Source organism: Sporomusaceae bacterium (genome assembly GCA_031460455.1).
In the GTDB taxonomy this organism is placed as follows: Bacteria; Bacillota; Negativicutes; order Sporomusales; family UBA7701; genus Anaeroselena.
This window is the reverse complement of sequence record JAVKTQ010000019.1, coordinates 43,556-64,379: the sequence shown is the minus strand read 5'-3', so window position 1 is coordinate 64,379 and position 20,824 is coordinate 43,556. Positions and strand designations below refer to the sequence as shown.

The 20,824-nt window shown below is 59.7% G+C and carries 22 protein-coding genes; 5 read left to right on the top strand and 17 right to left on the bottom strand.

What is annotated here, in order from left to right; genetic code table 11:
• The 11 genes from RIN56_18795 to RIN56_18745 all read right to left on the bottom strand — a co-directional run.
• Positions 1-443, bottom strand: a 443-nt coding sequence (locus RIN56_18795; protein MDR7868847.1) for a POTRA domain-containing protein, incomplete at its 3' end; no start/stop codon positions are given.
• Between the two features lies 1 nt (position 444).
• Complete coding sequence (locus tag RIN56_18790; GenBank protein MDR7868846.1) at positions 445-822, bottom strand: hypothetical protein; 378 nt, start codon at positions 820-822, stop codon at positions 445-447.
• A gap of 177 nt (positions 823-999) precedes the next feature.
• Positions 1,000-1,665, bottom strand: a complete 666-nt coding sequence (locus RIN56_18785) for a response regulator transcription factor (GenBank protein ID MDR7868845.1) — start codon at positions 1,663-1,665, stop codon at positions 1,000-1,002.
• Positions 1,666-1,680: 15 nt separating this feature from the next.
• Positions 1,681-3,408: a histidine kinase N-terminal 7TM domain-containing protein gene (locus RIN56_18780; GenBank protein MDR7868844.1), complete on the bottom strand. Its 1,728-nt coding sequence runs from the start codon at positions 3,406-3,408 to the stop codon at positions 1,681-1,683.
• Positions 3,409-3,420: 12 nt separating this feature from the next.
• Entirely contained in the window at positions 3,421-3,816 is a 396-nt protein-coding gene (locus RIN56_18775) for a manganese catalase family protein (GenBank protein ID MDR7868843.1), read from the bottom strand.
• Positions 3,817-3,974: 158 nt separating this feature from the next.
• Complete coding sequence (locus RIN56_18770; protein ID MDR7868842.1) at positions 3,975-5,195, bottom strand: hypothetical protein; 1,221 nt, start codon at positions 5,193-5,195, stop codon at positions 3,975-3,977.
• Between the two features lie 414 nt (positions 5,196-5,609).
• Positions 5,610-6,206, bottom strand: coding sequence for a manganese catalase family protein (locus tag RIN56_18765; GenBank protein MDR7868841.1), 597 nt, complete (start codon positions 6,204-6,206; stop codon positions 5,610-5,612).
• Positions 6,207-6,230: 24 nt separating this feature from the next.
• Positions 6,231-6,488, bottom strand: a complete 258-nt coding sequence (locus RIN56_18760) for a spore coat protein CotJB (GenBank protein ID MDR7868840.1) — start codon at positions 6,486-6,488, stop codon at positions 6,231-6,233.
• 21 nt (positions 6,489-6,509) lie between these two features.
• Complete coding sequence (locus tag RIN56_18755; protein ID MDR7868839.1) at positions 6,510-6,818, bottom strand: spore coat associated protein CotJA; 309 nt, start codon at positions 6,816-6,818, stop codon at positions 6,510-6,512.
• 111 nt (positions 6,819-6,929) lie between these two features.
• Positions 6,930-7,208: a PspC domain-containing protein gene (locus RIN56_18750; GenBank protein ID MDR7868838.1), complete on the bottom strand. Its 279-nt coding sequence runs from the start codon at positions 7,206-7,208 to the stop codon at positions 6,930-6,932.
• Positions 7,209-7,521: 313 nt separating this feature from the next.
• Entirely contained in the window at positions 7,522-8,709 is a 1,188-nt protein-coding gene (locus RIN56_18745) for a putative peptidoglycan glycosyltransferase FtsW (GenBank protein ID MDR7868837.1), read from the bottom strand.
• Between the two features lie 126 nt (positions 8,710-8,835).
• Between RIN56_18745 and RIN56_18740 the strand changes: the two genes are divergently transcribed.
• The gene (locus RIN56_18740; GenBank protein MDR7868836.1) at positions 8,836-9,789 is read left to right on the top strand and encodes a hypothetical protein; all 954 of its coding nucleotides are present in this window, start codon (positions 8,836-8,838) and stop codon (positions 9,787-9,789) included.
• 228 nt (positions 9,790-10,017) lie between these two features.
• Here RIN56_18740 and RIN56_18735 read toward each other — a convergent pair whose 3' ends face one another.
• Both RIN56_18735 and trmB read right to left on the bottom strand, forming a co-directional pair.
• Positions 10,018-11,094: a DUF2935 domain-containing protein gene (locus tag RIN56_18735; protein MDR7868835.1), complete on the bottom strand. Its 1,077-nt coding sequence runs from the start codon at positions 11,092-11,094 to the stop codon at positions 10,018-10,020.
• 78 nt (positions 11,095-11,172) lie between these two features.
• The gene (gene trmB / locus RIN56_18730; protein ID MDR7868834.1) at positions 11,173-11,802 is read right to left on the bottom strand and encodes a tRNA (guanosine(46)-N7)-methyltransferase TrmB; all 630 of its coding nucleotides are present in this window, start codon (positions 11,800-11,802) and stop codon (positions 11,173-11,175) included.
• A 149-nt stretch (positions 11,803-11,951) separates the two neighbouring features.
• Between trmB and RIN56_18725 the strand changes: the two genes are divergently transcribed.
• Positions 11,952-13,025 carry an ATP-binding protein gene (locus RIN56_18725; GenBank protein MDR7868833.1) on the top strand — a complete coding sequence of 358 codons (1,074 nt, stop codon included), beginning with the start codon at positions 11,952-11,954 and terminating at the stop codon, positions 13,023-13,025.
• Positions 13,026-13,080: 55 nt separating this feature from the next.
• Here the strand turns inward: RIN56_18725 and RIN56_18720 are convergent, their stop codons facing one another.
• Positions 13,081-14,961 carry a sigma 54-interacting transcriptional regulator gene (locus RIN56_18720; GenBank protein MDR7868832.1) on the bottom strand — a complete coding sequence of 627 codons (1,881 nt, stop codon included), beginning with the start codon at positions 14,959-14,961 and terminating at the stop codon, positions 13,081-13,083.
• Between the two features lie 136 nt (positions 14,962-15,097).
• Here RIN56_18720 and nrdD point away from each other — a divergent pair, with 136 nt between their 5' ends.
• Both nrdD and RIN56_18710 read left to right on the top strand, forming a co-directional pair.
• Positions 15,098-15,373 carry an anaerobic ribonucleoside-triphosphate reductase gene (gene nrdD, locus RIN56_18715; protein ID MDR7868831.1) on the top strand — a complete coding sequence of 92 codons (276 nt, stop codon included), beginning with the start codon at positions 15,098-15,100 and terminating at the stop codon, positions 15,371-15,373.
• A gap of 267 nt (positions 15,374-15,640) precedes the next feature.
• Positions 15,641-16,738, top strand: a complete 1,098-nt coding sequence (locus RIN56_18710; protein ID MDR7868830.1) for a glycerol dehydrogenase — start codon at positions 15,641-15,643, stop codon at positions 16,736-16,738.
• 64 nt (positions 16,739-16,802) lie between these two features.
• On the opposite strand, the gene RIN56_18705 is transcribed toward RIN56_18710, so the two are convergent.
• Genes RIN56_18705 through RIN56_18695 form a run of 3 tightly spaced genes read right to left on the bottom strand, consistent with a single transcriptional unit; the run spans position 16,803 to position 19,679 of the window.
• Positions 16,803-17,612 carry an SDR family oxidoreductase gene (locus tag RIN56_18705; protein ID MDR7868829.1) on the bottom strand — a complete coding sequence of 270 codons (810 nt, stop codon included), beginning with the start codon at positions 17,610-17,612 and terminating at the stop codon, positions 16,803-16,805.
• 19 nt (positions 17,613-17,631) lie between these two features.
• The gene (locus RIN56_18700; GenBank protein MDR7868828.1) at positions 17,632-18,420 is read right to left on the bottom strand and encodes an acetoacetate decarboxylase family protein; all 789 of its coding nucleotides are present in this window, start codon (positions 18,418-18,420) and stop codon (positions 17,632-17,634) included.
• 26 nt (positions 18,421-18,446) lie between these two features.
• Entirely contained in the window at positions 18,447-19,679 is a 1,233-nt protein-coding gene (locus RIN56_18695; GenBank protein MDR7868827.1) for a hypothetical protein, read from the bottom strand.
• Positions 19,680-19,973: 294 nt separating this feature from the next.
• Here RIN56_18695 and RIN56_18690 point away from each other — a divergent pair, with 294 nt between their 5' ends.
• The gene (locus RIN56_18690; GenBank protein ID MDR7868826.1) at positions 19,974-20,630 is read left to right on the top strand and encodes a nitrite reductase; all 657 of its coding nucleotides are present in this window, start codon (positions 19,974-19,976) and stop codon (positions 20,628-20,630) included.
• Positions 20,631-20,824: the final 194 nt, after the last annotated feature.

Below are 20,824 nucleotides of genomic sequence, written 5' to 3'. Positions count from 1 at the left end.
GCTATTTCCACCATCCCGTCCCTGATATCCTGGGCCGGGATATAGGCGAAGGCCACCAGATAGCCTTGCTGGCGCATATGCTTGGTCAGCCTGCCCGCCAGAGCGTTAAGTTCGCCGAGGCTCAGCTCCTTGCCGGCTTCGCCCCGGACGAGGCTTAAAAGCTTGTCCGCCGCCAGGGGCGGCTCGCCGCCGATGCGGAAGCCCCGCACCGGTATTTTTTGCTGGCCGTCGGCCTGCGTTTGCGGCTGCCCGCCTTCCACGGTGATGGCCGGTTCCTTGGTTTCGGCCGGCTGCCGCACCGCCGCCGGAGGCTTGGCCCCTTCAATAACGGCGCCCTGGCTGGGCGGGGCGGCGAGTGCCGGGTAAACTATCCCCGCCACCACCGTAATAGCGATGGCAAAGATAATAATCCGCCTCCCCGCATTGCCTGGTTTACCGTTCATCTTATTCCTCCTTCTGGTAGCTGCTATCGTCCCCGTCTTGCGCATCTTGCCCGCCGGCATATTCAGCAATCACCCGCGCCAGTTCCGTTACCGCCAAAATTGACGACTGCCGGCCACCCAGCACCGTCAGCGAATCGGTGGCCGCCGCAATAACGATGACCTTTAAGCGGGGATTGTACTGCAGCAAGGCCTGCACCGCCTCGCGCTCGGCAACCTCGGCAACAACGACGTCCGGGCAGAGAAGCTTCAGATCGTTCAGAGCCTCGCCCGGCGATGCGTCCACCTGGGAGACCCGCAACCGTGCGCTCTGCCGCAAACTGGCCGCCAGCCCGGAAAGGTACACCGAATCTCCGCAAAATACGACTTCTATCTGCTTCAAATCTCGACACCGACTTTCGCGTTATCGCCACTTTTTATATAATCTTGCAGAAATATCGATTCTAAGATGAATATTAGCAGAAGATGTCATTAAAGCCACTAGACGAAAGTCTAGTGGCAAATAAAAAAAAGTATAGTTTTCACTATACTTCTCGCTTGATCATCATTAGTTTTCGCTTTAGTCTTTTCCCGGCGCAGCCACCAATCCCTGTTTGGCGGCGAAGGCGACCGCCTGGGACTTGTTCTCCAACTGGAGCCTGGCGGTTATCTCGCCCATATGGTATTTTATCGCCGCCTCGCTGATACCAAGCTTATCGCCGACTTCTTTATAGGTCAGACCGCCGGCGACGAGCCCCAGAATCTCCCCCTGCCTAGGCGTGAGGAGCGCCGTCCTGGCGGCGGCCTCCGCCCTTGCTTCCCGCGTATTTTCGCGCCGGGCGAACTCGGCCAGTACCTTCGCGGCCAGGCCGGGCGACAGCGGCGTATCGCCGGTGGCCATCCCTGACAGTTGCTGCAAAAAATGCTCCTTGGCCATACCTTTCAGCAAATATCCGGCGGCGCCGGCCTTGATCGCCTCGAACAGATGGGCGTCATCCTGGGATACCGTCAGCATCACGACTTTCACATCGGGAAGCTTCGCCTTAATCAGCCGGGTAGCCTCGATACCGCCGCCGCCGGGCATCTGAACATCCATCAGGATGACGTCGGGCTTAAGCTCTTCCGCCTTGCCGAGAGCCTCCGGGCCATTTCGGGCCGTTCCCGCCACCTCGATATCGTTGGCGGCCAGCATATTCCCCAGTCCTTCGAGAAACAAAGCATTGTCGTCTACCAGCAATAATCTCATTGCGTCCTTCTCCTTCTACCCTCCGCGTTGCGCCAGCGGCAGCGTTATGACCACCGCCGTACCGGCATTCGGCGCCGACTCGACCGAAAGCCGCCCCCCCGACTCCTCGGTCCTTTCCTCCATAATTCTCAGACCGTAGCTCCCTTTTTTCCCAACCGCCTGAACCGGGTCAAACCCCCGCCCGTCATCCTCAACCCTGATCTCGGCCATATCCCCGTGACGCCTGGCGACCACCTTGACATGGCGCGCGCCGGCGTGTTTTCTTACATTGGTCAACGCTTCCTGGACAATTCTCAGCAGCTGGGCTTCCGCAGTCGGCGGCAGCCGGCCGGCGATTAGCCCCTCATCGACAACCAGTTCGGCGTCGATATTGTTGTTTTGACGATACCACTGAAGATAATCCGCCAGCGTCCGCCACAAGCCGTGCTTCTCGCCGGTTGCCGTCCGCAGCCCCGCGATCGACTCGCGGATATCGACGTGAACATCCCTCGTAACCCCGGCCAGCCTTTCCAGCACCGTATCGACCTGGGCCGGCTCGTTCTTGGCCAGCAGCGAGCGCGCCGCTTCCACCTGCATGTTAATATACCCCCACAACTGGCCGGCGCCATCGTGCAGCTCCCGCCCCAGCCGGTCCCGTTCCGTCATGATCGACAACGCCTTCTGCTGCTCGACTATCTGGGCCTGGACCTGCTTCAGCTCGGTCGTATCGTGGAGGACGATCGCCTTGCCGATATTAATATTGCCCCAGCCTGTCAGCGGCGTGACGTGGTACGAATAATCCCCGCTGCCCTCCAGACGGATTTCCCCCTCCGCCGCCGCCCTGATATCCAGCAGCGCGGTCATCGCCGGCCAGGACGCGAATACCTCCCGGAAAGGTCTGCCGATCAGAGTCGGGGCTTTATCGCCGAACCGCCGCCGGGCGGACGGATTAAGCTCCATAATATAGTCCTGGTCGTCGGTGATGATCAGACTGTCGTCGATATTGCCGATAACGGTCGACTCGGCCAGGAGCATCAGGCTGAGGACCCGCAGGCGGAAAAAGATCCACGTCCAGGCCAGGCCGCTCAGCAGGAAAGCCAGCGGCAGCGGCGGAATGACGCCGGCCTGCTGGTCGATGGCCCACAGGATATGTCCGGCCAAAGATAACAGGGGATCGGCCGGCAGCGCCGCGATCTGCCACCGCCGCAGGCCGGAGGCCCTGCGCGCCCAGATGACGCACAGCACACTGACCAATAAGAACTGAAAATAGGCTATGCCCATAACGGCCCAGTAAATCGGACCGCGGACGATGCCGAAGGTCAGCCCGTCCCAAACCACTCCGCGCCAAAACCAGCCGTGCCATCCGGTAGTCAAGAGCGCCAGCGTACAAAAGACGGTAACCGCCACCAGCGCCGATACGACCGTCCTGGCCAGCCGACCCTTTTGCCCGGCGATGTTCACGACGAACAATAAAAACGTAGGAATTATGAGCAAAGCGCTCATTTGCTGGATTTTGACCCAGAAAACCTTATCCGCCAATGCCGGGCTGACGGTAACCATAACCAGCGCCAAAAGAAAGATTGCCCGGAGAGAGAGGCTGAGAACCCAATAGCGCGCCGCCGGCGTCTTGCGGTACTGAAAGGCGTACCCCGCCAGCGCCGCCAACACCGCCCCCGCCAGCAGATAGAACCAGATGTCTCTTATCGGATGGTAGATCATCACCTGAAGAGGTGAGGCTATGTCCCCCGGCAAATATGTATCCATGCCTAAATCCTCTCAGCATAAATGGATAAAACAAACTTGATTTACAATATTCGCTAAGCTCCAGCCCCTTCCTGCAAACACAAAAACAGCGGCCCCTGCCGCTGTTTTCTCCGTCCGGTGTCCCATCCAGCAGTGCTTGCTGTTGGCCATCCACTCCTGCACCGTATTCAGCATCTCGCCGAACCGCTGAAAATGGACCACCTCCCGCTCCCATAGGAACCTGAGCGCATCCTTCACACACTCGTCGTCCGTGCAGGCGATAAGATGCTCATACGTAGTGCGGGCCTTCTGCTCGGCCGCCATATCCTCCGTCAGATCGGTGATCGGGTCGCCCAGGCAGGCGATATACTTCGCCGACCGGGGGATACCGTTCGCGTCCGTCCAGAACAGGCCGAAGGCGGCTGCGATAGAAAGAAGCTTCTACCATTGCTGAAGAAGAGTATCCTCATCCTTCTCATCATACTGGCGTCACCGCCCCGCCGCAGCCGAATGCCTGTCAAAACGAAAAATCCGGCATTTTGAGTGCCGGATTTTGATGTTTTATATTCACTTTTGGGGGTGTGGTATCAATAGTCCTTGCTGCCGCCGGAGGAGCCGGATTTGTTGCCGTAGACAATGTCGACGACAGCTTTGTTGTAGTAGGTGACGTAGACCCGGAAGGGGTGGGTATTGGGAGTGGGGTCGGCGGCTGCTATCTTAATTTTGTTCTGCAGTATCTCGATGCCTACATGGTAAGTCTGGCCAAGGTCCCACCATGCGCGGGAGTCGAGGTATTTGCCTTGCTCGGTGGACGGCGGGCCGTAGCGTCCGGTCAGGCCCTGTTTGAGGGCGTTATACCTGTCAATTATCTGGTCGTCTTTAAGCGGCCAGGATATGCGGAACTGCCACATCTTGCCCTGGTAGAAGTAGACGTATATCCAGGCATCAGGAAATTCGGCGAACGGGCCCTGAAAATACAGCCACTTGTTATCGCCGTCTTTGCCGTCGAGGAAGGATACTCTCTGGGTGTTGGGCCGCTTGAGGAGAATATTCTTGGTTTCTTCCTCAGTAGAGCCCCAGGGAACACCAAGGACTTTGTCGGCTTTGAGCGTGGTCACGGGCTGGCCGTCTTTCCATTCGCCGTCATGGACGACTTTGCCTGAGGCGTCCTTGCCTACGCCGAAGCCGTTCGGAGCGCTGTTCTTGAAGTCTCCTTCGTAGACGCGGCCATCGGCCCATTTGAATATGCCTTTGCCGTTGTATTGGCTGTTTTTCCACTCGCCATCGTAGATGCGGCCGTCAGGCCATTTGTATATGCCTTTGCCGTCGTATTGGCCGTTTTTAAACTCGCCTTCGTATGAACCGCCATTTGCGAATTTAAATATCCCATAGCCATTATAGAAGCCGTTTAGGAATTCGCCTTCATAGACATCGCCGGTAGGGTGTCTGAAGATGCCCTTTACCCATGCGCCGTCTTTGTAAGTGCCGTCGAAGGAGTAGCCGTCAGACCATTTGATGTCGACTCTGCCATTCATAATCCCGGCCTTCATATCGGCTTGGGCAGTGGCTGAATAGATCTTACCGTCCTTACCTTTGACGGTGAGGGTGAGGTTGCCGCTGCCGTCGGCTTTGCCGTCGACCGCCGGTCCCGACCAGGTGGCTGACACGATTGTAAAGTTATCGTGCACATAACCTATCTTAGTGCCGGTCGTGGTGTCAGTGGCCCAGGTTACTGCCGCGGCGAAAGCGGTGGAGCATAGGAATAGAGAAAAAAGCACGAATAATAACGTTGTCCGTAATAGTTTCATGCCAATTACCTCCCTTAGAAGCATTTGAGGATGTGGACTTAGCATGGTTCGCGGAATTTCCACACGTATTTATTTTTATCAACAAATTTCCAGAGAGATAATAAATAATCCTGCTAAAATCGAGGACAATTGTCAAGTCTTAGCACGCAGAAACACCTTTCAAACAAGAAATCAACTCCGCATCTTGTATTGTCTGGATGTCTTTTATTCGGATGATAAATTATCAGCTGCGGTGCCGTAATGCCCAGCATCGACGAGTATGTTTCCACGATTATCCCCTCAATGGAAAAGTGCCAAATAGAATATCATTGACAATATTTGCCCTCCTCCTGCATACCCTTCGGCATAGTGCGCGGCACTCGCCCCCCACAACACAAAAACAGCGGCCTCTGCCGCTGTTTTCCTTGTCTGTCGCTACTTCTCCGTCCGGTGTCCCATCCAGCAGTGCTTGCTGTTGGCCATCCACTCCTGCACCGTATTCAGCATCTCGCCGAACCGCTGAAAATGGACCACCTCCCGCTCCCACAGGAACCTGAGTGTATCCTTCACACACTCGTCGTCCGTGCAGGCGATAAGATGCTCATACGTAGTACGGGCCTTCTGCTCGGCCGCCATATCCTCCGTCAGATCGGTGATCGGGTCGCCCAGGCAGGCGATATACTTCGCCGACCAGGGGATACCGTTCGCGTCCGTCCAGAACAGGCCGTGATTATGCTGCACGAACTGCCCCTCCCAGCCGGCCTCCTTGAAATCCTCGCACGACGCCCCGTCCACCAGCTTAAACACCAGCGCCGCGATCATCTCCATATGCGCCATCTCTTCCGTGCCGATATCCGTTAAAAGAGCCTTGGCGTTATCGGTAGGCATCGAATAACGCTGATTCAGATACCGCAGCGACGCCGACAGCTCGCCGTCCGGGCCGCCGTACTGGGTAATGACCATCTTGGCGAACTTCACATCCGGGCAACTTACCCGCACAGGATGCTCCATCTTCTTTTCATATATCCACATCTCGTCATTCTCCCTTAAACAAATTTAGATCTCCCAGGGCCAGGGCCCCTCAGCCCATTGCCATGGCTTCCCAGAGATTCCTCCCCAGCCGAAATTGAACAGCGGGCCGAACTCGGCCTCGTAATCCTTCCTCATCTTCTTGAGGACTTCCACCGCGCAATTATAATCATTGACCGCGTCTTCATCGCAGGGATGGGTGTCCAGGTACAGGTTAAGCTCCACCGCCACGAACTCCATCTCCTGGAGCCTTTTCAGCATAGCGGCCTGTTTTGCGCAATCCATGAATCCTTCACCTCCGTCGCCTTATTCAGGAATAGGATACACACCCCAGAGTTCGGGGAACAGCGTGCCCCGCATCAGCGCCTCGCGCGGCGAAAAAGCCTTGTCGTAGCACTGCCAGGGAACATACGCGTGAGCCAGCAGCATATTCATCGGCATAGGATGCTCATCGGCCATCGGCATCTTGTTCATCCCTTCCATGCCGCAATCCATGCCCTGCTCCATATCGTCCTCCATACAGTCCTTCATCTGCATCATCTTGTCCTTCTTCAGCGCCGGCACGTCCGCCGCCATCGCTTCCTCGTACCACTTGGGCCTGGTCTGTTTATCCAAACGAATCTACCTCCTCATTCATAGACCTACTACATTTTATGTGAATCTGACTGGCAACGTCACAACCGGCAAAAAAAAAGCCGACCATAACGGTCAGCCTCTAAACCCATATTAACTCATCGGCATCAGCAAAAACGCCAGCAAATACAGCGCGATCCCCGCGCCCCGGTAAAAACAGGCCAGCGCCCAGCCCAACCGGATAAACGTCGTGTCAAATCCCGTATACTTGCCGAGGCCTGCGCACACCCCGAAAACCAGCCCATTGTCGGCATCGAGAGCCAGGTGCCGACCGCCGGGAAAATACCCGGCCGGTCCCGCCGCGTCCTGCAACAGACTCCAGACTATGGCGCCGCTCAGGGCATAAGCCCCCACGCGGATAAGCCACAACATAAAACCGCCCCCTGGTTACAGTGGCATAGTCATTAGCATTATGCCACCTTGTCAGCGAGCCTAAACATCGGCGAACGTTGATAAGCCCCCATCTGCGGCGCGCCCGCAAGGGGCAGGCCGCAGTTCTAGGCGCTATGCGCCAAGAACTTGCGCACTTGCTCCTCCGGGCGCTTGCTTGCGTACCTCCGAAGTACGCGGCGCGTCCCCCGAGCGCTATGCCGTCCATGGCGCGCTCGGGACTAGGCCCGTCCAGGGCCGTCGTCGGAGCGCCTTGCATCTAGGGGCTTCTGAACGTTCGCTTGCACTACCTTATCTACTTCCTGCCCAGCCGGCGGTTGACCAGCTTCAGGCGAACGCTCTCTTTATCTGTGCCGTTCTCCGTGCCGCCTTCGGCCGGCGCGGGCGCCTTCCCGCCCAGACGACCGACGCTTATCAGCAGACCGATCGCCAGCAGATTGACCACCAGCGACGTACCCCCGAAACTAATGAAAGGCAGCGGCACCCCCGTCACCGGCAGCAGGCCGGACACCATCGCGATATTGCCCACCGCCTGGCCGACGACGAGAAAAGTCGCCCCGGCGGCCACAAGCATCCCGAACCCGTCGCGGGCCTGCAGCGTGATCTTGATGCCGTACCAGGCCAGCAGCGCGTACAGCACCAACACCAGCAACGCGCCCGCGAACCCCATCTCCTGGCACAGCACCGCAAACGCAAAATCTGTATGAGCCTCAGGCAGATAGTGAAACTTGCTCGCCCCCATCCCCAGCCCGGTGCCGAACAAACTACCCGACCCGATCGCCATGAGCGCCTGGACGGTCTGGTAGCCGCTCGTCTGCTCGTAAGACCAGGGGTCGAGCCAGGCCAAAATGCGTTCGGCCCGGTACGCGGCCGCATAAACCAGGTACACCGTCCCCATAGCGCCGCAGAACATCAGGCCGTAAACCTGGCGCTTGGGAATACCGCTAGGCAAATACAGGATCAGGCACAGGCCGACGATAACCACCGCCGTGCCCATATCAGGCTGCCGCAGAACGAGGAACCCCATTATCCCGGTAACAATCACCGGCCAGGAAAAAATCGTCACCGGCCGGCCCTTCTCCAGGCGCGGCCCGATATAAGCGGCCGTCATCAGGATCGCGGCAATCTTGGCAAACTCCGAAGGCTGGAACTTAACCCCCAGCTTCAGCCACCGCCTGGCGCCATTGGCGTCGATGCCGCCAAAATGCACCGCCACCAGCATCGCCAGCACCGCCAGCACGATCAGCGGCAAAAACTTCACCAGCCGGCGGTAATCAAAGCGCGCGGCGACCGCCAGGCCGATCATCCCGATCATAAAAGCCACCATGTGCCTTTTCAGAAAAAAATAGCTGTCGTTCAAAAGCTGTCCGGCCAAGACGAAGCTGGCGCTGAACACGTTAATCGTGCCGATGGCGAACAACATCAGCACAATATAAAAAACCGCCTCGCCGGGGCTGGCCCACGGAACAGGCACCCTGCGCACACCGCTCCCTCCTTCCGCCGGAAAACATCCCGTCCCCATTATACCAGAAACCGCCGAGCCGCCCAATATCGCTTTTTGCCCCGAACCGAATAATATATAATACCGATTTCCGGAGGTGATACATACATGCCCACCACAGCCGTCACCCCCTTCACCCTCCTCCTCCTTGACGCCGCCGGCCAAACCCTCCTGCTTGCCGACGGCCCCAGCGGGGAAATTCTCGCCGAATACCCTCTGCCCCAGGGCTACGCGGCCGTCGACCTCATCGCCGGCCCCGGTCCCGGCCCCGCTTTCGTCACCCTCGCCGGACACAGCGGCGCCGGCGCGCTCTGTAAAATCGACCTGACCGCAAGAGCGGCGGACCACCCCGCCGTGCCTTTCCCCCTGCCCCATCCCGTCCAGTTTTCCCTCGCCGCCGACGGCCTCACCGCCTATCTGGCCGACCCAGCCGGCGTCCTGCACGCCATCGACCTCGCCACAGCAGCCTGCTCGGCCTGGGAAAAGCCGCCGGACGCCGCCGCCTGCGCCGGGCTTGCCGTCGCCGGCGGTGAAATCCACGGCGTATGGGAAGCCGACGGCGGCGGTCTCGCGGCCGTCTACTCACCCGCCGGAATCCTTCTCCGCACCTGCCGCCTAGGCGTCGTTCCCACAAGCCTTGCCGCCATGTCCGGGTTTGTGCTCGCCACCTTCACCGCCAGCCCTGCCAGCGGCGAAGGCCTCATAATATTCCCGCCCGACGGGGGCGACCCCGTCGTCGTCACCATCCAATGCTCCCGCTGCGCCGCCGCCCACCCCGTCTACCCCGCCCACGCCGCCACTGCTGACGGCAGAACAGCCTACATCGCCTGCGAAGACAGCGCCGCCGTCGCCGTCGTCGACCTCGCCGCCGCCACAGTCACCGGCACCATCTTCCTCGGGCGCTCGGTCTCCCGCCTGTCCCTCACCGCCGACGGCCGGTTCGCCGTCGCCTCCAGCAACGCCAACGCCGACCTATGCCTCATCGACCTCGTCAACCGCCGGCCGCTCGCCTTTACCGCCTGCAGCCGCGAACTCCTCCGGCCGTTAGCGATAATTGACTAGCGCCACCCCGCCGGCGAATAGCGAAAAAATAACGAGAACCCCTTCCCAGGGGTTCTCCAGCTTGTAGACAAAGTCAGACTGGTGAGAAAGGTCCAGATGCAAGGCGCACCGGAAGAGCGCGCCGCGCCGCGTACTTTGGGACGTACGCAAGCAAGCGCTCTGAGGAGCAACGCCGCAGATGGGCCTTTATCGACAGTCTGGAGAACCCCTTCCCAGGGGTTCTCGTTATTACTCCCGCGACCCCAGCGGCCGGGGCCACTTGCCGCTCCACTTGTAATTGGCCTGTTTCGCCGGCGGCTCGGCTGGCGGGGGCGGGAGCGGCGGCTCAGAATCGCGGTCGTCGTCCTCCTCCTCCTCCTCGTCATCGTCGTCGCAATAAACCATCGCCGGCTTTTGGGCAATCTCCTCGGCGGCCACCGCCACCGCGCCGCCGCCACAATTGGCCGCCAGCGCCGCGGTTTCTTCCAAAACCGCAAACTCAAGCTCGCCGTCATCGACGTATGGTACAAAAGTGCCCTTATCCAGGATCGACAGCACCAGCAGGAAGTGATCCGCCTCCCGCCGCACATGATCGGCCAGCAGCGCCGGAATCAGCCCCACCAGCCGGCACTCCGCGATCAGCGTCTCGGCCGCCCGCTTGAAATCCCGCAGCCTGATCGTCGACACCCTGACATCCTGCAAAAAACGCCGGAACGAAGGCACCTCGTCCGTCGCCCCCCGCAGCATGCTCACGAAATCGCGGCCCTGCAAGTAAAGCGCGTCGAACTCGCCCGCAAACGTTTCCGCCGTCTCCACCATCGTCCGCTCCGAAGGATCGAGGCGGTGGACGATAAACTCGCTATGGTCGGCCATCAGCCGCAGCCAGAACGCCACCTCCCGCGCCCCCGCCGACTGATAAAGCGGCCGTCCGCTCCCTAAAGCCGCCAGCAGCATCAGCAGATATTCGGCCTCGCGCGACATATGGTCGAGCAGCAGCGCAAAATTGTGTCCCATAAGCTGGCACGTCAGCACCATATGCAGCAGACGGCGTTTATAACGGTAAAAATCGCCGACGACCGTCTGCGCGTCATCGACAAGCTCGGCGAACTGCCGCTGGCTTTGCACCCGTTCGGCCCGGGCCCGCAGCTCGGCAAACTCCTGCTGGAAATTGTCGGCCTCCCCGATGAGGACGACGTTATCGCAAGGCAGGCCCGCCTTAATGAACTGGGCATGCTCTTCCATTATCCGCAGCCAGAACTTCAGCTCCTCAAGGTTCAGCGGCGGCACCGGCTGGCGTTTATCATTCACAACCTTCGGCCGTGGCATAGTAACCCTCCCCAATTGCCAAATTTTTTGCTACTACATTGTATGCCACGGCCGGCGTTTTTGTTAAGTTTTACATAACTATGGGAAAACCGCCTCGCAACGGTTGATCTTCACCCCCAGCGTCCTGAACCTCATCTCGTACTCGGTCATGATATCGCCGTCCACCCCGGCAGGCAAGTCGAACGTCACGTTCCTCACCTCCAGGCCGGCGTTCGCGAACTCTTCCAAAGAAAACGCAAACAGTTCGGCGTTGTCGGTCTTGAAAGACAACTCGCCCCCTGGCGCCATGATGATCCGATACCTCGCCAGAAAAAAACCGCAGGTCAGGCGGCGTTTGGCGTGGCGCTTTTTCGGCCACGGATCGCAAAAATTGATATAAAGGCGGCTCACCTCGCCAGGCGAAAAAATATCGGCAATCCCGCCGGCGTCGAAATGCAGCAGGCGGACATTCGGCGCGCCGCGGGCGCTAACCCGCTTCGCCGCATGAAACAGCACCTCAGGCTGCGCCTCGATGCCGACAAAATCTGTCCCCGGCGCCTTGGCCGCCAGCTCACTGATAAAGGCGCCCTTGCCGACCCCCAGCTCCACATGCAGAGGGGCCGCCCGCCCGAACTCCTCGTCCCATCCGCCGCCAGGCCGCGGCGCGACCACAAGCCCCGCAAACTCCTGCAGAGCCTCCGTAATCCCCGGCTTCCTCCGTAAACGCACAACCAATCCTCCGTCTGTTTTCATTTGCGGGCCCGATTCCCGCCTCGCAAAAACTTGCTCAAATGTAAAAAACAGTAAATTATTTCCTTTGTTGTCACATCATTGACAGGAATTGGAAAATAAATGGAGAATATCCCCTATACCGTATAATGGTGAAAGGAGAGATCCAGGTGGAACTCCCGGCCTCCCTCCAGGTTGTCCTCGACGCCATCCCGGCCGCCGCGGCGGTTCTTGACGCCGACCACCGCGTCGCCCTCATCAACCGACACGCCGAAAAACTGCTCGCTCTCCACCGGTCGGCCGCCATCGGCCACCTGCTACCCGATATCGGTCTCGCCTGGCTCGCCCCGCTTCTCCGGCCTGGCAACTCCTTCACCGGCAAACAGGCCTGCCTCACCGACTCCGGGTACCCGGCCACCGTCTTCGTCGACGCCGCTCCGCTGCCCCACGACGGCAACCCGGGCGGCACCCTCGTCGTCATCCGGGAAATACCGGACACCTGCAGAGCCGACCGCCGCATCGAGCAGCTCGAAAGCCTCGCCGGCATCGGCGAAATCGCCGCCGGCGCCATCCACGAAATCCGCAACCCCCTGACATCCATCAGCGGCTTCGTCCAGCTCATGCGCGCCCGCGCCGTCCGTCAGGCCGACCAGACCACCACAGACTACTGCACGCTGATCGCCGAAGAAATCGGCCACATCAACAGCGTCCTCTCCGACTTCCTCACCCTGGCCAAATCGCCGAACACCAAATTCACCGCCGTCGACATCGGCCAGCTCATCCGCGACGTGCAAAGCCTGATATACGGCGAAGCCATCCTCTCCAAAATAACCGTCACCGCCCGTCTGCCCGGCGAACCGCTCCTCATCCACGGCAACAGCGACAAAATCAAGGAAGTGCTGATAAACCTCGCCCGCAACGCCTTTCAGGCCATGCCTGACGGCGGCGCCCTCACCATCACCGCCCGCGCCGACGGCCCCGCCGCGCGCATCGATCTCGCCGACACCGGCCAGGGCATCGCCCGCACCGCCATGGCGGAAATCTTCAAGCCCTTCTACACCACCAAAGAAAACGGCACCGGGCTTGGACTCGCAATCTGCCGGCGCATCGTAGAAGACCATCGCGGCGAAATAACCGTCAGCAGTGAAATCGGCAAAGGGGCCGTCTTTACCCTTACCTTCCCCCGTCTCCCCGGCGACGATACACCAGGCGGCACCTTATAAAACTTGCCGCGCGCCGCCAAAAAACGACCCGTAGGAACAGACTGCCCTCGGCAGTCTATTCCTTCTCCAAACCGTACTTCTTGATATACCTGTACAGCGTCACCCGGCTCACATCCAGCATTCCCGCCAGGCGGCTGACATTGCCTCGCGCCGCCTGCCACGCCGCCACAAAAGCCTCGCGGTCCTCCTTCCAGACCTCGCTCGGCCCGGCCTCTCCCGGCAGATGAACCGCCTGAGCCGTGATAACGCCGCCCTGGGTCCGGAAAAACGCCTGCTCGACGACAGCCTGCAACTGCTTGATATTCCCCGGCCACTCATATCCTTTGAGAAGCGCCACCGCCTGCGGCGCAATCTCCTTTTTCCCCATCCCGTGCTGCTCCGCCAGCTCCCCGATAATATGCTCCGCCAGCAGCGTGATATCGTCACGGCGGGCCCTGAGCGCCGGCACACGGATAACCGTCCTGGCCACCGCCTCGTACAGCTCGAGCGGGAACCGCCCCTTCTCCGCCAGACGCCTGAGATCGCCGTCGCACGCGGCGATAATCCTCACATCCAGCGTCTGCTCCGCCCGCTCCGGCAGCCGTCCGGAGGCAAGCACCGCCGCCAGCTTGTCCGCCAGCGCCGGCGGCATCTTCTCGATCTCATCGATAAACAGCGTGCCCCCGTGGGCCAGCTCCAGCTTGCCGGGGCTGCCCCCCGTCCCGAACAATTCGCCTGCCAGCACATCGGGCGGGATATCGCCGCACCTTACCGTTATCAGCGGGCCGGCAGCCCGCGCCCCCGCCTGGTGGATGCCATGGGCCAAGCGCTGCTTGCCTGTCCCCGGCTCGCCCTGCAGCAGCAAGTGGTGATCGCCGCGGGCCGCCCGGCCGGCCTTCTCGATCATCGTCCGGAACACCGGCGCCTCGCCTGTCAGGCTGGCCAGGCTATAGCGGGCCGCATAGCTCACCGCATGCGCCTCCAGCACCTTCAAATCCTCGATCGACTGCGATATCGCCGCGATGCCGCTCACCTCGCCGTCGCGGTAAAGCGGCAGCACCGTCGTAATATCCTCATAAGTCTTGCGCGGCGTTATCCACACCACTTCCTTATTATGCGACGGGATGCCCAGCAGCCCCTTGGCCAGCGGCGTATGCCGGTAATTGAGCACAACCTCCTCCAAATCGGGCAGCTGATCCGCCCCGCCGCCGTCCGCCTGGGGCGAAAGGCGGCTCTGGCCCAGCCTGTTGGCATACGCCACCCGGCCGCCCGGCAGAATATGGTAAACAGCCAGCGGCACCGCGTCAAGAATGACGTGCTTCGCCTCCAGGCGGGCCACCATCGCCAAATTATGCTCCATCACATACTTGATCGTCAGCAGCAGCGCCTCCAGCGCCCCCGACGGCAGCTCGGCCTGCTGGGTCGAAACCAGCGTCAGCACATACTGCAGCTTGCCGTCCAGGAAAATCGGCGCCGACCCGGCGTCCCCCGCCTGGCCGTCCTCGATCCACATCTCCGGGCCGAAAACGAGAAAAGGCGTCTTATGCTCATAAGCAATCGCGATACTCGACGTGCCGATATCCTCCTCGGTCAGCCTCGCCCCCTCCACCTCGCCCGGCGACTTCTGGAAAAAAGGCAGCGCGTAATTCTTCAGCGCATAGCACTCGCTGTCAAGCAGCAGCAAACTGAGATTGTACATATTGAAGTGCCCCCGCACCTCCTGATACAGCCCCTCCAAAAAATCCAGCGCGGCGCGGTGCTTTTCCCGGCGCCCCTCAAGCTCAGCCTTGGACAGCTTCACCGGCGGGCGCAGCGAATCGCGCGGAACGCCCCAGGCCTTGCTCCGCTGCCACGACTCAGCCACCCACGGATGGACATTGGCGTCGAGTGTCCCATACTCGACGAACCGCCGGTAATATTGCAATAATTTTTCTTTGCTCCGCCGCTCTCGAATCATAATGTTTCTGCCCTTTCCTTTCGATATATATTGTAAAGGAAACCGACCCTAATTATTAGCCGGAAAATAATATTCGTTATCCACTAGTATTGATTATTATTATTTGCTATAATAAGCAAAAAAAGGAGGGCTTTGCATGTTGGTAAACGGAGTTAGAGTAAGCGCCGACCCAGCCTTGAACAACGAGGAGATCGTCGCCCTCGTCCATGAAGAAATCAGGCTGTGGCAGCAGCGCGATAAGACCCTCGGCGCGGTCGACCTGTCCCTCGACGGCGAAAGCATCATCATCCGCGGCCACGAAAAATCGCCCATCCGCCGCGTCCGCCGCATCACCGGCTACCTCAGCACCATCGACCAGTTCAACGACGCCAAACGGGCCGAGTGCAAAGACCGCGAAATCCACGCCGGCTGACCGCCTTCGCCCTAATCCGTGCTTGCCCGGCACCCCGAACAGGACACCACCGGTGTCCTGTTCTCTTTTGCCGCCTCGCCGGTCTGCCATACTTAACAACATACGCTTATATATTCGTGGCAAATTTTGCTTTTCCCTCTCGCCCGCGCCGGCGGAACGGAGCACCCGCACGGCAGGGGTTTCTCAGGCGGCGCCGAACTATCAAAGTATCGTCTCCGCGCAGCCCCGTCCTGTAAATCGTCCTAAACATAAAGGGAGGTTTTAAAAATGGCTCAAGCATTCGCGTCCCCCGGCAAATACATCCAAGGGTACAACGAACTCGCCCGCATCGGCAAACACGCCGCCGCTCTCGGCAGCGCGGCGTTCGTCCTCTGCAGCCAGGGGCGGCTCCACGACCTGCAAGGCGTCATCACCGACAGCTTCAAAGACACCGGCATCCCGGTGGTATTCGAGCCCTTCGGCGGCGAATGCACCAAACAGGAAGTCGAGCGTCTGCGCGCCCTCGTCAAAAGCCACGGGAGCAACCTCATCATCGGCCTCGGCGGCGGCAAAGCCATCGACACCGCCAAAGCCGTCGCCTACCACGAAAAGACCCCCGTCATCATCATTCCCACCGTCGCCTCCTGCGACGCGCCCACCAGTTCGGTAGTCATCTTCTACAACGAAGACGGCACCTACCAGGAAGCGCTGCTCATGCGGCGCAACCCCAACATCGTCCTCATCGACACCGGCATCATCGCCAACGCTCCCGCCCGCCTGCTCGTCGCCGGCATGGGCGATGCCCTCGCCACCTACTTCGAAGCCCGCACCTGCGTCGAAAGCCACCGGCGCAACCTCGCCGGCGGCACCTTCACCCTCGCCTCCTACGCCCTCGCCAAACTTTGCTACCAGACCCTGCTCAACGACGGCCTCGCCGCCCTGCTCTCCGTCCAGAACAAAGTCGTCACCAAAGCCCTCGAAAACATCATCGAAGCCAACACCCTTCTCAGCGGCATCGGCTTCGAAAGCAACGGCGTCTGCGCCGCCCACGCCATCTACGACGGCTTCACCGTCCTTCCCGGCGCCCGCCAGAATTATCACGGCGAATGGGTCGCCTTCGGCACCGCCGTCCAGCTTGTCCTCGAAAACCGCCCCCGTGAGGAACGCGAAGAAGTGCTGCGGTTCTGCCGGAGCGTCGGCCTGCCGACCACCCTCAAGGACCTAGGCCTCGAAAACATCGGCCGCGACCAGCTCCTGCAAGTCGCCAAAGCCGCCGCCGCCCCCAAGGAATCCATCCACAACGAACCCTTCCCTGTTTCCCCCGAAGACGTAGTGGCCGCCATCCTCGTCGCCGACGCCCTCGGCCGCGAATACAGCAAAAACTAACCCCGCACGCGCAAAGAACTGCCGGCAAACTTGCCGGCAGTTCTTTTTCGGTTCCAAACTGCCCCTAAATAGCCTTAACGTTTCCGCTCCGCCTTTGCCGCGCCACCTTCACGAAATATTCATCGTTCCCTGCGCCGTATTCCGGCAGAAAACCGTACTGCGCGCCGCTCTTGTCGTCCTCCGTCAGGATGATGATGCGCTCGTTGGCCGCAACCCCCTTCAAAATGCCCTGCGCCGATTCTTGCGGCGTAATGGCGCTGTCCGGGGCGCCACCCGCCTTATCCCAAATGGGGGTGGCGACAGTGCCGGGAATTACTGTGGAAAGGCGGACGTTTTCGTCCCACAGCTCGCTGCGCAGCGAAGTGGTAAAAGCCATAAGCGCCGATTTCGTAGCGCTGTACAATGTTTGGTAAGGCATCGGCGAAAACACGATACCCGATGCGGTATTGGCGATATGGCCGCCCCCCTGGGCGCGCATGATCGGCAGCACCGCCCGGACGCCGTACAGGGCGCCGTAGAAATTGACTTCGAAAGCGAACTTCCAGTCCGCATCGGTCGTATCGTCGAAGGCCTTCGCCAGCCCCAGCCCGGCATTGTTGAAGAGCAGATCGACGCGGCCCACCCCGAACTCCGCCGCCTTATCTATCAGAGCAAAGACGCTCTCCCGGCTGGTGACGTCGGTGCGGACGCCCAGCACTTTTCCCGGATAGGCGGCTTCGAGCCGGGCGCATTCCGCTTTCAGCTTTTCTTCGTTCAGATCCGCCGCAACCACGCCCCTCGCCCCAAGGGCGAGCAGCTCTTCGCACAGAGCGAGGCCGATGCCGGACGCGCCGCCCGTGACGACAGCCACTTTGTTTTCGAAATACTCCTTCATCCCATACCCCTCCTTCGTTCTATTCCAGCACGCGGGCCAGGGGAGCCTTGAGGACGAGAGGCCCCTCCAGCATCCTGGCCGGCCCCATCTCGACAACGGGCAACCCGGCGAGCGCCTTGATGATTTGCGCCTGTTGCGGGCTTTGCAGCCATGACAATTCGGTCCACTCTACAGACCCTTTCCCTGTCCACCCTTTGACCACTTCTAACTCCTGCGGGAAGAAGACAGGCTGGCTCAGGTCCGCTCCTGGGCCGCCCACCTTGGGGATGTAGCGCCAGCCGATGGCGTCCATGGGAACAATTCTCATCCGGGCAAGTTCCTGTTCGTTAAAAGGCACGGCGTCGCAGAAATGAAGGCGCAGGAAGGTATTGCCTTCGAAACTGACGTTAGTGAAGTAGTTCCCCGAAAATACATGCAGGTCTTCGATGTCGGCGTAGATTTTCGGGAATCCCGTCTCCTCCCGCCCCGACAAAATCGGTGTGGTTTTGTTCTCCCAGATAACCAGCACATATGGCGCCTCCACACGGTCGCGGGCGCCGGTAAATCGCACGGGAGCGCTCACCATCACCAGATTGTAAAAAGAGCCCGCCAGCCAATCGACGCCGCGGCATTGGGTGAAGGCGACGCCCACTTCCGGCCGCACCAGCTCGAAGGCTTCGGGGATGTACGCTTCGAGCAACTTTCTCTCCGTGGTGTAGGAAAAGGAAATGGTCACATTATCGCGGTAACGGGTGCCCTCGGCGACATAGTCGTATCCTCCGAAATGGACCGGCATCCTGTAGCACTTGGTGTCGTCGAACCTGAACATATTAAACCTCCTTAGCCAAATAATTTTTATACTGAATGCTGCGGGGCTTTCAACATTTCAGCGGCAAGCGCCATGATGGCGACCAACAGATGAAGCAAGTACAGGAGAACGCCGCCGTTCGCGGCGAGGACCACGCCGACGACCAGTCCGGGGATGATGCCCGGAACAAGCATCGACGCGCCGAACATGATCGAAAGCAAATCCAAGGCCAGTTGGGTACGGGAAAGCTTCCGCAGCAGGGGATGGTCAGGAGCAGCGCTTGCGTCTCCCGTCCGGGCGGAAGGAAGCAGCCGCTTCCCCAGCGAGATAAAGCCGCTGAGGATGTTGAGCACGCCCACAAGTAAGGTCAGCGGTGCGACCAATATATCGGGAATAACGCAGGAGACAATGCCCAGCGCCGCAAACAGGCTACCGGAGCCAAGCACGGGCCAGGAACGGGGGAGGGAGAGACCGATAGGGGTGTTACCTGCTGCAAGCATCTGGATTGCAAAAATGATCATCAGCAGGCCGAGCTGCGCGCTGCCCGAAAAGGGGAGCAGCCCGAGACTTACGGGGATCAGCAGCACACCGAGCAGGATCATGAAAACCCCGGTGAGCAGCAGCATGGAATGGTCGAAAGAGAAACCGGACCGATCGCTCAGGGAGGGGTCCGCCTCGGGACAGGCGCGATACACGAGCCGCAGCACGCCGCCAAGGTAGATGACCGCACAGCCGAACAGGAGCATGACCGTCGCCGTAATGGGCGCAGACAACGGAGGTTGTGTCCAGAGCAGGAGTCCGGCAAGCATCGACAGCCCGTATACGCCCGAGCAGGCAAAAACCAAGTGGCGGAATATCCCCCCATATCGCATCCAGGCACGCATCCCCGTCTCGTCAAGATACGCCCGCACAAGCTGCACCACACCCCCCAGGCCAAAACAGAAAAAGAGCAGCATGCGGGGCAGGGGGCCGAAAATACCGGGGATAAAGCAGGTGACGATACCGAGGGAAGCGATGGCGACGCCAAAAAAAAGCAAAGCTTTTGACCGGCGCATATCGCCGAAAGGCGTTTTCCCGAGAGTGATCGTTTGCAGGGCGAAAACGATCAGCAGCAAGCCGAAGAGGCCGTTTTCGTAGTAGGGAAGCCTGCCGGCGGCGACAGGAAAAAGCAGCCCGCCGGTGATCGTCAGCGCCATGCCGCCGACCAACAGGATGACGGTTTCCAGAGGAATATCCTCTTCCGCAAACAAGAAGCTATCGATCTTTTTTGAATAGCGCATATGCCTATCTCTCCGCTAGACTGCAAAAAATATATTTATTTCCATATTTAGTCTATTCTGCATATTGATTGATTAACCTCGTTCATTCACCATTTTTCGTGCATTTTTAACTAGGTCCGCGGCAAAAATCGGTTATAAAGCTTCGGGCAGGAGTTTTTCTCCCCTCATGAAAAGCAGCGAGTGACCTTAATCACTGTATTCGCGTACTTTTTTTACTATAATATTAATACTATAACAAATTGCTTTATCTGCTAATTACCGACCCTATTTGGCAACACCGCAAGGAGGACAACCATGACACTGCCCTTCGCCAACATCCCCTTCATCAACAAGCGCGTCAAATTCCCCGTCACCCCCCACATCCCCGCCGGGCTCACCAGCCCCGACCAGCTCCGCCAGATCGCCGCCGTCGCCGAAAAATACGGCGGCAGCCTCAAAATCACCGGCGGCAGCATCGTCATCCTCGGCCTCAGCGTCGCCGACGGCGAGAAAGCGCTCGCCGAACTCGGCGCCAGCCCCGAATCCTTTATCGCCAAAGCGGTCCGGGGTGTCGCCGTCTGCCCCGGCAAACCCCACTGTCCCATGGCCCGCCAGGACAGCACCGCCCTCGGTCTCGCCCTCGACGCCGAATTCTTCGGCCAGCCCACCCCCGGCAAACTGCGGCTCGGCATCAGCGGCTGCCCCAATTGCTGCGCCGAGGTCATGGTCAAAGACATCGGCCTGTACGGCACAGCCGACGGCTTCACCGTCGCGGTCGGCGGCAACGCCGGCCGCAATGCCAAAGTAGCCCGGATCGCCGCCGAAGGCGTGGCCGCCGGCGAAGTCGCCCTCCTCGTCCGCGCCATCCTCGCCTTCTACCGCCGCCACGGCCGCGACAAAGAACGCCTCGGCGACACCATCGGCCGCGTCGGCTGGAACGAGTTCCTCGCCGCCGTCTTCCCGCCCCGGTAAGATTACTAACCGCAAAACACTCCACCGTTTTACAAATTTCTCATTTTTCTCCATCTTTGTATATAGTGTCCTTATTACAGCCGCCCTGGCCGCAAAGCCCTGCAACAATGTAGTTCGAGGGGCCAAACCGCAAATTTGCGCTTGTCTGCTTTTCGCCGGATGAAAATACTCTGTCGATGCCGGAAAATATACTT